The 14,025-nt window shown below is 70.1% G+C and carries 15 protein-coding genes and 1 pseudogene; 11 read left to right on the plus strand and 5 right to left on the minus strand.

All coding sequences use genetic code 11. The annotated features are described in order from the left end of the window. Positions 1-65 precede the first annotated feature (65 nt). The 7 genes from OG798_RS35845 (at position 66) to OG798_RS35875 (ending at position 7,265) form a co-directional block, all read left to right on the plus strand. Entirely contained in the window at positions 66-1,283 is a 1,218-nt protein-coding gene (locus OG798_RS35845; protein ID WP_095852511.1) for a L,D-transpeptidase, read from the plus strand. Positions 1,284-1,485: 202 nt separating this feature from the next. Further along, positions 1,486-2,736 carry a L,D-transpeptidase gene (locus tag OG798_RS35850; protein WP_121414968.1) on the plus strand — a complete coding sequence of 417 codons (1,251 nt, stop codon included), beginning with the start codon at positions 1,486-1,488 and terminating at the stop codon, positions 2,734-2,736. 131 nt (positions 2,737-2,867) lie between these two features. Then, on the plus strand, positions 2,868-3,635 hold the full coding sequence (locus OG798_RS35855) for an enoyl-CoA hydratase/isomerase family protein (RefSeq protein WP_095852509.1): 768 nt from the start codon (positions 2,868-2,870) through the stop codon (positions 3,633-3,635). A gap of 264 nt (positions 3,636-3,899) precedes the next feature. Then, positions 3,900-4,403 carry an ATP-binding protein gene (locus tag OG798_RS35860; RefSeq protein WP_054234655.1) on the plus strand — a complete coding sequence of 168 codons (504 nt, stop codon included), beginning with the start codon at positions 3,900-3,902 and terminating at the stop codon, positions 4,401-4,403. 211 nt (positions 4,404-4,614) lie between these two features. Beyond that, on the plus strand, positions 4,615-5,376 hold the full coding sequence (locus OG798_RS35865) for a polysaccharide deacetylase family protein (protein ID WP_328760118.1): 762 nt from the start codon (positions 4,615-4,617) through the stop codon (positions 5,374-5,376). Further along, the gene (locus OG798_RS35870) at positions 5,376-6,566 is read left to right on the plus strand and encodes a YncE family protein (protein ID WP_121414967.1); all 1,191 of its coding nucleotides are present in this window, start codon (positions 5,376-5,378) and stop codon (positions 6,564-6,566) included. The genes OG798_RS35865 and OG798_RS35870 overlap by 1 nt, the downstream gene beginning before the upstream one ends. Positions 6,567-6,656: 90 nt before the next feature. Continuing rightward, positions 6,657-7,265 (plus strand): ADP-ribosyltransferase, encoded by a 609-nt coding sequence (locus OG798_RS35875; protein WP_095852507.1) that lies wholly within the window; start codon positions 6,657-6,659, stop codon positions 7,263-7,265. Between the two features lie 3 nt (positions 7,266-7,268). Here OG798_RS35875 and OG798_RS35880 read toward each other — a convergent pair whose 3' ends face one another. Further along, complete coding sequence (locus OG798_RS35880) at positions 7,269-7,901, minus strand: GNAT family N-acetyltransferase (RefSeq protein WP_179436430.1); 633 nt, start codon at positions 7,899-7,901, stop codon at positions 7,269-7,271. A 49-nt stretch (positions 7,902-7,950) separates the two neighbouring features. Here OG798_RS35880 and OG798_RS35885 point away from each other — a divergent pair, with 49 nt between their 5' ends. From OG798_RS35885 to OG798_RS35900, 4 genes and pseudogenes are all read left to right on the plus strand, one after another. Continuing rightward, positions 7,951-8,865 (plus strand): helix-turn-helix domain-containing protein, encoded by a 915-nt coding sequence (locus OG798_RS35885; RefSeq protein WP_328758293.1) that lies wholly within the window; start codon positions 7,951-7,953, stop codon positions 8,863-8,865. A gap of 48 nt (positions 8,866-8,913) precedes the next feature. Then, a complete protein-coding gene (locus OG798_RS35890) occupies positions 8,914-9,126 on the plus strand; it encodes an EF-hand domain-containing protein (RefSeq protein WP_095852504.1) in 213 nt (70 codons plus the stop codon). Positions 9,127-9,306: 180 nt separating this feature from the next. Further along, a pseudogene (locus tag OG798_RS35895) lies at positions 9,307-9,729 on the plus strand (FCD domain-containing protein); the annotation flags it as partial. A gap of 60 nt (positions 9,730-9,789) precedes the next feature. Further along, complete coding sequence (locus OG798_RS35900; RefSeq protein ID WP_328760119.1) at positions 9,790-10,461, plus strand: NADPH-dependent F420 reductase; 672 nt, start codon at positions 9,790-9,792, stop codon at positions 10,459-10,461. Positions 10,462-10,463: 2 nt separating this feature from the next. Here OG798_RS35900 and OG798_RS35905 read toward each other — a convergent pair whose 3' ends face one another. From OG798_RS35905 to OG798_RS35920, 4 genes are all read right to left on the minus strand, one after another. Further along, positions 10,464-11,009 (minus strand): MOSC domain-containing protein, encoded by a 546-nt coding sequence (locus OG798_RS35905; RefSeq protein WP_095852501.1) that lies wholly within the window; start codon positions 11,007-11,009, stop codon positions 10,464-10,466. A gap of 73 nt (positions 11,010-11,082) precedes the next feature. Then, positions 11,083-11,436, minus strand: a complete 354-nt coding sequence (locus OG798_RS35910; protein WP_121414965.1) for a hypothetical protein — start codon at positions 11,434-11,436, stop codon at positions 11,083-11,085. 119 nt (positions 11,437-11,555) lie between these two features. Then, the gene (locus OG798_RS35915; protein WP_095852500.1) at positions 11,556-12,113 is read right to left on the minus strand and encodes a glycoside hydrolase family 25 protein; all 558 of its coding nucleotides are present in this window, start codon (positions 12,111-12,113) and stop codon (positions 11,556-11,558) included. Positions 12,114-12,359: 246 nt separating this feature from the next. Further along, entirely contained in the window at positions 12,360-13,916 is a 1,557-nt protein-coding gene (locus OG798_RS35920; RefSeq protein WP_328758294.1) for an acylphosphatase, read from the minus strand. Between the last annotated feature and the right edge of the window lie 109 nt (positions 13,917-14,025).

Consider the following 14,025-nt stretch of genomic DNA (forward strand, 5'->3'; position numbering starts at 1 on the left):
CTGTTCTGCCCAGCGCTTGGCTCGCACTCACGTTTCCCCAGAGGTGCACACTCGTTGGGCCCGCTGTGAAGCACGAACAGACACGCGCGCGGCACGCAGGGGCCGCACTGGCCGCCGTACTGACCTGGGCCGGCCTGCTCGCCGGAGCCGCCGGCTGCACCTCGCACGGGATGGAGGAGGTGCTCGGCAAACCCCCCGCCGCCGAGGACGTCATCCGGATCTCTCCCGACGACAACAGCAAGGGCGTACGCCCGCGACAGGCGCTGCGGGTGCGGGTGCCCGACGGGCGCCTGGAGTCCGTGCAGGTCGTCAAGGACCAGGACGCGCAGGAGTCCGCGGTGCCCGGGCGCATCGCCGCCGACGGCCTGACCTGGGCCCCCGACGACCCGCGGCTCGCGCTCGCCGCCAAGTACACCGTGGACGTGGTGGCCCTCGACGGGCAGGGGCGGCGCTCGGCGCGGCACACGACGTTCACGACGTACGTCCCCGAGGAGCGGTTCATCGGATACGTGACGCCGGAGAACCGCTCCACCGTAGGCACCGGCATGATCGTCTCCCTCGCGTTCAACCGGGAGATCGAGAACCGGTCCGCCGTCGAGCGCGCGATCCACATCGAGGCCAGCCCCGCGGTGGAGGTCCGCCCGCACTGGTTCGGCAAGAGCCGTCTCGACTTCCGGCCCGAGAAGTACTGGAAACCGGGCACGAAGGTCACCGTCGGGCTGCGACTGCGCGACGTCGAGGGGGCGAAGGGCGTCTACGGACTCCAGTACAGGACCTTCTCGTTCACCATCGGACGCAGCCAGGTCTCGCTGGTCGACGCCGCCGCGCACACCATGGAGGTACGCCGCGACGGCGACCTCCTCGCCACGGTGCCGATCACGGCGGGCGCCCCCAAGAAGACGACGTACAACGGGAAGATGGTCGTCATGGAGATGCTGGACGTGACCCGGATGAATAGCCGCACGGTCGGCTTCGGCGGCGAGTACGACATCCCGGACGTCCCGCACGCGATGCGCCTCACCGACTCCGGGACCTTCGTGCACGGCAACTACTGGGCCCCGGGCGTCTTCGGCAACAGCAACGTCAGCCACGGCTGCGTCGGTATCCAGGACGTCAAGGGCGGCGGCTCCGACACCCCCGCGGGCTGGTTCTACGACCGCAGTCTCATCGGCGACGTCATCGAGGTCGTCAACAGCGACGACAAGAAAGTCGCTCCCGACAACGGCCTCGGAGGCTGGAACATGGCCTGGAAGGAGTGGAAGGCGGGCAGCGCGGTGAAGTAGCCCGGCGAAGCAGCCCGGTCAAAGGGGTACGTACGTGTCGTAGGGCAGGGGACTCCAGCGCGCCCCCACACGGTCGAACTTGGGACTGAACGGTGACAATCCCGGGGAGCCATCTCTCAGAGCCGTGTGATTAATTAGCGCGATACGCGCGGCGACGCGCTGGGGTGCGGGCCTGATCAGGCCGTGCGAGGGGAGAACAGACTTGAACGGGCGACCGATATCGGGGGCGTCGGTTGGAACGCGGGCACGGGGGAGCAAGGGGATCCTGGCGCTGCTGCTGGGCGCGCTGCTGCTCGCCGTGACCGCGTGCGGCGGGGGAGGGGACTCGGACTCCGGGTCCGGGAACGGCAAGGACAAGAGCACGGGCAGCTCCACCAAGGCCGACACCAAGGTCTCGCAGGCCGTGGTGACCATCGCCCCGAAGAACGGCACGAACGGCGTGGCCACCAGCGGGGCCCTCAAGGTCTCCGCGGCCAAGGGCAAGCTGACCGAGGTCACGGTCAAGGACGGCAAGGGCAACGCGGTCGACGGCGCGATAACCGGCGGGGGCGCCACCTGGACGCCCTCGACCCACCTCGCCTCCGCCACCAAGTACAAGGTCCACGCGGTGGCCAAGGACGCCGACGGCCGTGAGGCCGCCGAGGAGTCCGCCTTCACCACGCTGACCCCGAAGAACACCTTCGTCGGTATGTTCACGCCCGAGGACGGTTCCAAGGTCGGCGTCGGCATGCCCTTCTCGGTCCGCTTCACCCGGGGCATCACGCACCCGGACGCCGTCGAGAAGGCCATCAAGATCAAGACCGAGCCGGCCGTCGACGTCCAGGGCCACTGGTTCGGCAACGACCGCCTCGACTTCCGCCCCGAGCAGTACTGGAAGGCCGGTACGAAGGTCACCGTCACCCTCAACCTCGACGGTGTCGAGGGCCGGCCCGGGGTCTACGGCAAGCAGGCCAAGACCGTGTCCTTCACGATCGGCCGCAGCCAGGTCTCCACGGTCGACGCCAAGACCCACAAGATGGTCGTCAAGCGCGACGGCAAGGTCATCAAGACCATCTCGATCACCACGGGCAAGCCGGGCTACGAGACCTGGAACGGCCAGATGGTCATCAGCGAGCAGCTTCGGGTGACCCGTATGAACGGTGAGACGGTCGGCTACGGCGGCGAGTACGACATCAAGGACGTGCCCGACGCCCAGCGCCTGACCGACTCCGGCACCTTCATCCACGGCAACTACTGGGGCGGCGACGCCTTCGGCAACTACAACGCCAGCCATGGCTGCGTGGGCCTGCGCGACGTGCGCGGCGGCGGCGACCGCAGTGCCCCCGCCGCCTGGTTCTTCGACCACTCCATCACCGGTGACGTGGTGATCGTGAAGAACTCCCACGACAAGACGGTCGCCCCGGACAACGGCCTCAACGGCTGGAACATGTCCTGGTCGGCCTGGACCGCCTGACCGTTTCGCCTCGACGGGCCCGCTGTGCCCGGTCACCTTTGTGACCGAGTACACCGGGCCCGTTGTCGTTAGTCCCCGTGCCGCATCTGCCCCGGGGGACAACCCCCCAGACCCCCCGATACGGTGCCCTCATGACTGTGCATCTCGAAGTGGCCGAAGGCGTCGGCACCCTCCGCCTGGACCGCCCGCCCATGAACGCGCTGGACGTCGCCACGCAGAACCGGCTCAAGGAGCTCGCCGAGGAGGCCACTCGCCGCGAGGACGTGCGCGCCGTGGTCATCTACGGCGGCGAGAAGGTGTTCGCGGCGGGCGCGGACATCAAGGAGATGCAGGCCATGGACCACGCGGCGATGGTCGTGCGGTCCCGTGGTCTGCAGGACTCCTTCAGCGCCGTGGCCCGCATCCCCAAGCCGGTCGTCGCCGCCGTCACCGGGTACGCGCTGGGCGGTGGCTGCGAGTTGGCACTCTGCGCGGACTTCCGTATCGCCGCGGACAACGCCAAGCTCGGCCAGCCGGAGATCCTGCTGGGCCTGATCCCGGGCGCCGGCGGCACCCAGCGCCTGTCCCGCCTGATCGGCCCCTCCAAGGCGAAGGACCTCATCTTCACGGGGCGGATGGTGAAGGCCGACGAGGCGCTGTCGCTCGGTCTGGTGGACCGGGTCGTCCCGGCCGACGAGGTGTACGCCCAGGCACACGCGTGGGCCGCGAAGCTGGCGCAGGGTCCCGCGCTCGCGCTGCGCGCCGCCAAGGAGTCCGTCGACGCGGGTCTGGAGACCGATCTCGAGACGGGGCTCGCGATTGAACGGAACTGGTTCGCGGGGCTGTTCGCGACCGAGGACCGCGAGCGCGGCATGCGCAGCTTCGTGGAGGAGGGGCCGGGGAAGGCGAAGTTCCTCTGATCCCCTTGCAGTTGACGCGATGTCTTATCCGGTGTCCCCCGAAGGGCTGGTTTATGTCAGCCTTAAAGGAACCTTAAGCCTGCCTTGTCGGGGGCGACTGGCGATTGCCGCCAACTGGGGCATTCCGGCAGGTCAGATGGGCCGTGACGAGCACCGAACTGCCGGGGGCATATGCCGATAGGATGGTGTGGAATGGGCGGTTCCGGGGGGCGTATTCCTCCGGAACGGCCCCGAAGCGGGCTCTGGGCGGCCATGATGGGGGGCATGGCGGGGCTGGAGGGTATCGAACAGCCGCGGCGGCACGGGAGTGCGACCGCGGCGCGCTGGTCGCCTGCGGTCGAGGACGAGCGGGCGCTCAAGGCGCTCGAGTTGTTCGGCAATCCGACGGAGGGCGAGGTCCCGCTGCCGTCCCGCCCCGAGTCCGCCGCCACCGCCCGGCGGCTCACCCAGGTCATCGTCCTGCGGCACTGGGGACTCTCCCCGAAGATGACCGAGGACGCCGTGTTACTGGTGTCCGAACTCGTCGGCAATGCCGTACGGCACACGGGCGCCCGCGTCTTCGGACTTCGCATGCGCCGCCGCCGGGGCTGGATCCGCGTCGAGGTCCGTGACCCCTCCCGCGGCCTTCCCTGTCTGATGCCGGTCCAGGAGATGGACCTGAGCGGTCGCGGTCTCTTTCTCGTCGACAAGCTCTCCGACCGCTGGGGAGTCGACCTCCTGCCCCGCGGCAAGACCACCTGGTTCGAGATGCGCGTCGCCGACCGTTGACCGCTCGCCCCCGGGGCCCGCGCCGCGACCCGCACTGTCGCTAATCGGACCAATCGCACGTTTTCTTACCATCACACCCTTAAATGGTCGGGTGATCACGCCCGCTCGTCCCCCTCAGCCGTCCCCCGACGGAAGCTCCGAAGGCAGCCCCGACGGAAGCGTCGCGCGTGCGGCGCCGGACCCCCGCACGGTTCCGGATCGGCGTGCGGCGCTGCGGTCGGGTATCGCGCTCGCCGCCGGGACTCTCGCCGCGGGGTGTTCCACGACCGGCGTCGTCGCCCGCCCGGTCGCCGTGTCCCGCGCGGCCGTCTCTCCCTCCGCGAACCTCTCCGCCAAGCCCGCCGCCGCGCCCGCGCCCCGCCGCTTCCCGCAGCAGCCCGCCGAGATCACCCACGGCCCCCGCGACCGCCCGCGGGTCGCCCTCACCTTCCACGGCCAGGGCGACCCGGCCGTCGCCAAGACACTGCTCGGCGAGGCGGAGAAGGCCGGCGCCCGGGTCACCGTGCTCGCGGTGGGCAGTTGGCTCGACGAGCACCCCGACCTCGCCCGCCGCATCCTCGACGGCGGCCACGACCTCGGCAACCACACCCTGCGCCACCTCGCCATCAACGCGATGTCCGAGGCGGACGCGGAGGCCGAGATCCGGGGCTGCGCGGACCGGCTGCGGCGGCTGACCGGGTCCATCGGCACCTGGTTCAGGCCCTCCCGCACCCCGACCGCCTCCGCCCTCGTGGCGGGCGTGGCCCGCCGCGTGGGCTACCCGCACGTCCTCTCCTACGACGTCGACTCGCTCGACTACACCTCGCCGGGCGCCCCCGCCGTCACCCGCCAGGTCATCGGCGGGGTCCGCGACGGATCCGTGGTGAGCCTGCACTTCGGGTACGCGGACACGGTCGCCGCGCTCCCCGCCGTCCTGGAAGAACTCGGCCGCCGCGGTCTGCGCGCGGTCACCACCACGGAGCTGCTGAGCTGATGCACCGTAACCGGAACCTCACGAAGCGCGCCCTGCTCGCGGGCGCGGTACTCGCCGCACTCGCCGTACTTCCGGGCTGCGACGCCGAGTCCAAGAACACCGCGCACGAGGCCGTCGGCACCCAGGCCGCCGTCAAACCGGCCCAGCCGAAGCAGCCCGACGGCCTGCCCGGCATGCCGCCCGTGCTAGACCCGAGGGACGTCTACGCCGCCGACCGGCCGAACAAGCTCTCGCCGGTCGTCAAGGACTTCCCGTCCCGCGTGTACGTCCCCAACACCAACTCCAACACGGTCTCCGTGATCGACCCGAAGACGTACGAGGTCATCGAGACGATCCGGGTCGGCGCCCAGCCCCAGCACGTCGTCCCCTCCTGGGACATGAAGACGCTCTGGGTCAACAACGACCGGGGCAACACCCTCACCCCCATCGACCCGAGGACCGGCAAGGCGGGCAAGACCGTCGACGTGCACGACCCGTACAACCTGTACTTCACGCCCGACGGCAAGTACGCGATCGTCATGGCCTCCCTCGACCGCGAGCTGGTCTTCCGCGACGCGCACACCATGAAGCGTGTGAAGACCGAGCCGGTCAGCTGCTACGGCGTCAACCACGCCGACTTCTCCCCCGACGGCCGCTACTTCATCGTCTCCTGCGAGTTCAGCGGCGAGCTGCTGAAGGTCGACACCGCGCGGATGAAGGTGGTCGCCCAGGAGAAGCTGCCCTTCCGCGGTGCCATGCCGCAGGACGTCAAGATCTCGCCCGACGGCAAGCGGTACTACATCGCCGACATGGTGGCCAACGGCGTGTGGATCCTCGACGGGGACAAGTTCACGAGGCCGTCCTTCCTCCCGACCGGCAAGGGCTGCCACGGGCTGTACGTCAGCCGTGACTCGCGCGAGATGTACATCTCCAACCGGGGCGAGGGCACCATCTCCGTCTTCGACTTCACCCAGAACAGTCTGACCAAGAAGTGGCGCCTGCCCCACGGCGGCAGCCCCGACATGGGCGGCGTCTCCGCCGACGGCAAGGTCCTGTGGCTGTCGGGTCGCTACAACTCCGAGGTGTACGCCATCGACACCCGCACCGGCGTCCAGCTGGCCCGCATCCCGGTCGGCAGCGGCCCGCACGGCCTGGCCGTCTACCCGCAGCCGGGCCGCTACTCGCTCGGCCACACCGGCATCTTCCGCTGATCCGCGCCCGGTCGACCCTAAGGCGGTGACACGCCGCCGTACGGGTGAAGATCCCCGGCCCGCCGCCGCAGAACCGAGATCGTGCTCCCCATGATCGCAACTCGCCTGCGGCGGCGGGCCGCCGCCGTCGTCGTCTCCCTCTCGGCCGTCTTCGCGACCTCCGCCGCGACGCTCCCCGCGACCCCCACCGCCCCGCTCGCCAAGGCCGTCGCGCCCACCTGTCCCCAGTTCTACGACCCGGTCAAGGCCGCCGCCGACCACCGCGTGCAGATCGACCGCATCACCCCCGAGCCGGTCTGGCGCAAGACCTGCGGCACGCTGTACCGCAGCGACAGCAGGGGCCCCGCCACCGTCTTCGAGCAGGGCTTCCACCCCAAGGACGTCATCAACGGGCAGTACGACATCGAGCAGTACGTCCTGGTCAACCAGCCCTCGCCGTACGTGTCGACGACGTACGACCACGACCTGTACAAGACCTGGTACAAGTCCGGCTTCAACTACTACATCGACGCGCCCGGCGGCGTCGACGTCAACAAGACCATCGGTGACACCCACAAGTGGGCCGACCAGGTCGAGGTCGCCTTCCCCGGCGGTATCGCGCGCCAGTACATCATCGGCGTCTGCCCGGTCGACAAGAAGACCAAGACCGAGATCATGAGCGACTGCGAGAGCAACCCGTACTACGAGCCCTGGCACTGACGCCTATCCGGCGATGAACAGCGCCTCCGAGCCCACGGGACGATAACCGGCCGCCTGGAACGTCCGCATGCTGCGGGCGTTCCCCGGCGCGACCTGCGCCCACAGCGGCTCCGGGGCGAGCTGCCGGGCCGCCGTCACCAGGGCCCGGCCCAGCCCCCGGTGCCGTACTCCTTCGTCCACCTCGACGGAGACCTCGAGCCGCCCCGCGATTCCTCGCCCCAGCACCAGCACACCGCCCTCCGTCGTCCACGCGCGCACGTCGGCACGGCGCCTACGGGCGTACACGATCCGCGGATGGTCGCCGTCCGTGATCTCCTTCAGCGGGACCGCCGGCTCGCCCGGCAGGGGAGAGCCCACCAGCATCGCGTCGATGGTCTCGGACGTACGCCCCGTCCGCTCGAGGAAGGCCGCCAGGAACCGCGCGTTCATCGGCGCGGCGAGGGCGTCGCACGGCACGGCGGCCAGCGTGTCGTACACCCACCGCGGATCCTCGTCCGTGAAGACCACCGCGTGCGCGGTGAAGGCGAGCACCCCCGCGTCCCGGTGGGACGCCTGCGCCACGACGGTCGTACGACCGTCCGGCGGTGGGAAGACGCCCTGTGCGGCCGCGTCGAGAATGTCCCGAAGAGTCTCCACCACCGTGCTCCTTGAGTCTCCACCCACTGGAAGGCCCAGACTCGCAGACATGATCGACGACGGCACCGGACTTCTCACCATCGGCGAGCTGGCCCGGGCCACCGGACTGACCGTGCGCACCATCCGCTACTGGTCGGACGAGGGCGCCCTGCCCCCGGTGGCCCGCTCCTCGGGCGGCTACCGGCTGTACGACGCCGCGTCCGTGGCCCGCCTCGAACTGATCCGCACCCTGCGCGAACTGGGCCTCGGTCTTGACGACGTACGCAAGGTGCTGGCCGGCGAGACGACGGTCGCGGAGGTGGCCGCCGCCCATGTGACGGCGCTGGACGCGCAGATCAGCTCGCTGAAGGTGACGAGGGCGGTGCTGTCGTCCGTGGCGCGACGCGGTTCGACCGCGGAGGAGATGACGCTCATGAACAAGCTGGCGCGGCTGTCGGCCGCCGAACGGAAACGGATCATGGAGGAGTTCGTGGAGGAGCTGTTCCACGGGCTCGACTCCGTGGATCCGGCCATCCAGGAGCGGATGCGCTCCACCGCGGTGGACCTGCCTCAGGAGCCGACCCGCGAGCAGGTGGACGCCTGGGTGGAGCTGGCGGAGATGGTCCAGGATCCGGAGTTCCGGGCGCAGATGCGCACGGTGGTCGAGTTCAACGCGGCCGACCAGGACCACGCCGCGGCAGCCGGGCGATCCTTGTGGTTCCCCATGCGCATGCTCCAGTTGGCGACCGAGGCCCGCGCCCGGGGAATCGCCCCCGAGTCGCCGGAGGCGGCGGCGCTCCTGCGGGAGGTGCTGGGGGACGGCGACCCGGCCGCCGTACTCGCACGCATGGAGTCGGCGTCCAACGACCGGCTCGCCCGGTACCGGGAGTTGCTGTCCACGGTGAAGGGCGCGGGGACCCCGTCCGCGCACCGTGCGGAGTTCGGCTGGGTGGTCGCCGCACTGAGGGCCGGCGCGGACCGTTAATCTGACCTCCGTCAATACAGCGGTAATGCACTACGAAGGGGCGGATCGGTGGCGGACATCGAGGAAGCACGCAAGCAGTTCGAGCGGATCGATACGGACGGTGACGGTTTCATCACCGCGGCCGAGTTCAAGAGCGCCCTCGCCCAGGGCGGCGACTGGAACGTCACCGACTCGGTGGCGGAGGCCATCATCGCCACCCGCGACCTCAACGGGGACAAGGTCCTCTCGTTCGACGAGTTCTGGACCCACCTGAACAAGTGACCCGGGCCCTGACCAGGTGACCCGGACACAGGGGCGCCCGCCGACCATCCGGCGGGCGCCCCTTCGTCATGCCGTGCGCGTGGTGCGCCGGCGTGCACCATGAAGGCGTACGCGATGACGAGGGGGCCGTTGCCGGTGCCCTCGTAGTCGCCGAACCGGTCGCCGACCTGAAGGGTGCAGAAGCTGTGCCGCGCCGCGGTGACGGACGTCCACGAGGTGCGGATCCTGGCGGAGGTGCGGGCGGCCCGCCTCGCGGCCGCCCGTCACACACCGGAGGACGTCACCGTCCTGGAGGCCGCGGCCTTCGTCGACGCCGACATCGCGCTGCACGCGGCCGTGGTCGCCGCCGCGCGCAACCCCGTACTCACCGACCTCTTCGGGGAGTTCGTGCCCGCCCTGCGGGAGGGCCTGATCGAGATGCTGGACCTGGTGGGGATGTGGGAGCACGACCCCCACACGGGCGACGACGCCCACGCGGCGCTGGTACGGGCCGTCGCGGACGGGGACGCGGACACGGCGGGGACGGTCCTCCGAGAGGAGCTGGAGGAGACCCTCGCCCTGTTGCGGCGGCCCGTCACCCGAACGCCGTACGTCCCGGAATAGGCCCGCGTGCACCACGGTTGACGGTCACCGTCAGTCCAGTGGCGTCAACCCCGGAAGGGCCTGTCCATCATGAAGATCGGCATCATCGGAGCGGGCAACATCGGCGGCAATCTCACCCGACGGCTCACCGCCCTCGGACACGACGTCTCGGTCGCGAACTCCCGCGGTCCGGGGACCCTCACCGCACTCGCCGAGGAAACCGGGGCGACCCCCGTCAAGGTCGAGGACGCGGCGCGCGACGCCGAGGTCGTCGTCGTCACGGTTCCCCTGAAGGCGGTCCCGAACCTGCCGCACGGACTTGTGGACCAGGCCGCCGAGGGCGTCGCCGTCATCGACACCGGCAACTACTACCCCCAGCAGCGCGACGGCAGGATCGCCGCGATCGAGGACGAGGGCCTGACCGAGAGCGGCTGGACGGCCCGGCAGATCGGCCACACCGTCGTCAAGGCGTTCAACGGCACGTACGCCCAGGACATCCTGGACCGGCACCGCCCGGCCGGCGCCCCCGACCGACTGGCGCTGCCGGTGGCCGGTGACGACGAGGCCGCCAAGCGGGTCGTACGTGAGCTCATCGACGAACTCGGCTTCGACACGGTCGACACGGGCGGCCTCGACGAGTCCTGGCGCCAGCAGCCCGGCACCCCGGTCTACGGCCTCCAGAAGGGCGTCGACGAGGTGACCAAGGCGCTGGCGGAGGCGCCCCGGGAGCGCTCCGCGGACTTCCGCGCGTAACGTCAGACAGTCCGCAGCGGACGGTGCGGCCCGACCGGCAACTCGACCTCGACGGGGTCCCCGGGCCGCACCACACCGCCTTCCCGTACGACGCTCATGACCCCGGACTTGTAGACGACGCCGCCGCCGTCCTCGTCCCTCCCGACGACCTGCTTGAGCAGCCCCTTCTGGAAGTCGTCGATCTGCGCGCAGGGATTGCGCAGACCGGTGATCTCCACGACGGCCTCGTCCCCGAGACGCAGCAGCGTGCCCACCGGCAGCCCCAGCAGATCGACACCCCGGGTGGTGACGTTCTCCCCGAGCTCCCCGGGAGCGACGGTGAAGCCGCTCTCGCGCAGCTCGTCGAACAGCTCCTCGTGCATGAGGTGCACCTGCCGCAGGTTCACCTGCGACGGGTCCTTCGCCATCCGGAACCGGTGCTTCACGGTGGTTCCCGCGTGCACATCACCCTCCACCCCGAGCCCGGCGAGCAGCGTGATGCTCTCCCGGTTCGGCTTGGTGAAGGAATACGTCCCGTTACTGCTGACCGCTGTGACCGCCCCGCCCATCAGCGAGAGCTCCCCTCTCTCCGGCAGCTCCCACCGAGCCGCGGGTCAGAGCGTACGCGTCGGAGCGTGATCGTCAGGAGAACTCATGGGTCAGCCGGATCTCTCCGACGATGTGGGCGTTGAACTCGTCGAGTTCCTCGGCCGGCACCCACAACTCGAGGATGGTCCGCCCGCCGACCTGCTGGACGGGGTACCGGCTCAGGAAGTCCGACTCGACCTCGAAGCGCGTGACGTAGCCGGCACCGTCGTGCTTCACGTTCCAGTCCCGCGCGATCCTGATCGCGTAGTCCTCGTTGAGCACCGGATAGAAGATCGGCTGCTCGGGCAGCCTGGGCGGCCAGGCGCGCCACCCCGACCGCCGGACCAGGTCCAGTTCCTTGGGACCGGTGGGGCGCCACAGGGTCGTGGTCGCCGGCTGGCTGGACATGCGCACCGCTTTCGAAGGGGGGTACGGGGGAGCCCGGACGATACCGGGGCCATGAGCCCGGCGGCCACGAGGTTTCCGTCCGTTCCACAAGGGGCGGCTGCCGGCCCGTCATCCCTCTGTCAGTCTCCCGTCGCCCACTCCTTGAGCGCGGCCTTGCTGCCGAAGTTCGCGACGTCCCTGTCCAGGGGCTCGTCGGTGTACTGGTGGAATCGCCACGAGGCCTTGATGCGGGGCTTGCCCGCGGTCACGTAGTCGGCGATCCACAGCCCGTCTCCGGCGTACGAGGTGGTGTCGACGGTGAGCCAGTAGTTGCGGTTGGTGTAGAGGAGGACCCGGTGGTTCGGCCGAAGCTGCTTCACCTTCCGGATGAAACGGTCCTTCTCGGCGTTGCTCGCGTGCGTGCCGTCACCGGTGGCCTCCCAGTCGACGGCGAGCAGGTCCCCGGCCTTCTCGGGGGCCTTGCCGACGAAGTACTCGGCCTGGGCGGTGATGTCGCCGGGCCACAGGAAGTGGTAGAACCCGACCACGCACCCGGCGTCCCGGGCCGTCTTCACCTGTGCGGTGAGTTTCGGATTGACGTACGTACGGCCCTCCGTCGCCTTGACGAAGACGAACGAGAGGCCGTCGGTGGAGAAAGCGGACGACTGGTAGGCGCTTACGTCGATGCCGCGCAGCATGGGCGACTCCTCCGTGCGTGGGGGGATGTACACGTACCGTCCTGCCTGATACGTGCGGGGACCGACTACTTGTCAAATGCCCCCGCTTCCCCCACCACACCCTCGAACACCGGCCCGGACGCGGAACCTCCGCCACCGCCGCCGAGGGCACCCGCGGCCGGTGCTCACCGTCTTGGAATTTCTTCTGGAGAGCAGGGAAGTGCTCGACCGCGCTTGTCGACCGCTCAAGCCCCCCGCCCCTCATTCTCAAGCGCCGGGCGGCTGCCTGAGGGCGACGACATCGCGGCCGAGGGCGACGGCGAGGCCCTCGCCCTCCAGGGGGCAGATGCGGGATGCCGGGCCGGGCAGGTGAAGCACCGCGGCCGGATGGCAGGCGTCGAGATCCCAGATGCGGAGCAGGCTGTGGCGAGCAGCGCTGATCAGGACTCGGCGGCCGTACAGCCGACCCGCGGCGAGTGAGTTGATCGCCGCGGGGTACGGCTCGGGCCCGGCTCCCTCCCAGGGGAGTCCCGTGGCCGCGTCCCAGAGCTTCACGATCCCGCGGGCGTCGGCGGACGCGCCCAGGAGTCCCGTCCCCGTCCGCAGCAGGAGTACATCCGACACCGGTCCGCGGTGTTCGAGGGCATGCGGAACTGACGTACAGCTGCCGTCGAGCGCCACGGCCCAGAGTGCGACGGCGTGGTCCTCTCCGCCCGAGGCAAGGCGACCGAGGCCCTGCTCGTCGGACTCCAGGGCAAGGGAGGTGACGGCACCCTTGTGCGGTGCCAGGGGTGCGCCGAGCGGGCTCGCGGTGGTGAGGTCCCAGAGCCGTACGGTGCCGTCACTGCCGCCCGTGGCCGCGACGGGGACGCCCGACAGCACGGTGAGCGCCACCGCTTTGACCCAACGGGCTCCGGGCCGTTTGCGCAGCAGGACGACGGGGCGGGCCGGAGAGGTCAGCAACGTTGCCTCGTCCGGTCCGTAGGAGGCCACTTCCGACGCGGCCGTGAGGTCGCGGACCAGGATGGCGAACGGCTTCGCGGCGCGGCCCTTGCGCCGTCGTAGCCGAGCCACCGCCTCGCCGTCCCGGGCGTTCACGGCGAGATGGAAGCCGCCGAGGCCCTTCACCGCAACGACGCGTCCGGCGGCCAGCGCTTCGACGGCGCCCGCGAGCGCCGCTTCGCGCTCGGCGAGTTGTCCGCCCGGTCCGTGCAGGGAGAGGGCGGGACCGCAGTCGGGGCAGGCGTTGGGTTGGGCGTGGTAGCGGCGGTCTCCCGGGTCCGCGTACTCCGTGGCGCACGGCTCGCACATCGTGAACGCCGTCATGGTGGTGCGGGACCGGTCGTAGGGAAGCGAACGGATCAACGAGTAGCGGGGTCCACAGTCGGTGCAGTTGGTGAACGGGTAGCGGTAGCGGCGATCCGCCGGATCGAGGGTCTCTCGCAGGCACTGCGCGCAGACATGGGCGTCGGGAGGAGCGGTCGTCACGGCGGACGCCCCGGGCACATGACGGCTGGAGCGCACCTCGAAGCCGCGATCGGCCTCGGCGTCCTCGGCGCGCCGTCGGCGCCGCACCCGAACGGTGTCCACGCTGGCCAGCGGAGGAGCTCGCTCCGTGAGTGCGACGACGAAATCGCGGAGCGCGGACTCAGGACCGCAGGCTTCGATCAACACGCCGAGGGTGTCATTGAGCACCCAGCCGGAGAGGCGCACGCTGGTGGCGAGACGGTACACGAACGGCCGGTACCCGACACCCTGCACCACCCCGGTGACCTGGATGAGCCATGCCTCACGAACAAGTCCCGTGGCGTCCCCCCTCCTCATGAACAAGCAGTGACGTCGCATCTTCTCCGATTGCCGTACTGACCATTGTCCCGGGGCGATGGATTCGGTGACCCGGAGGGCTGAATCCGGGGTGCCGAGCTTGGCCGGC

It is taken from the genome of Streptomyces sp. NBC_00271 (genome assembly GCF_036178845.1).
Taxonomy (GTDB): Bacteria; Actinomycetota; Actinomycetes; order Streptomycetales; family Streptomycetaceae; genus Streptomyces.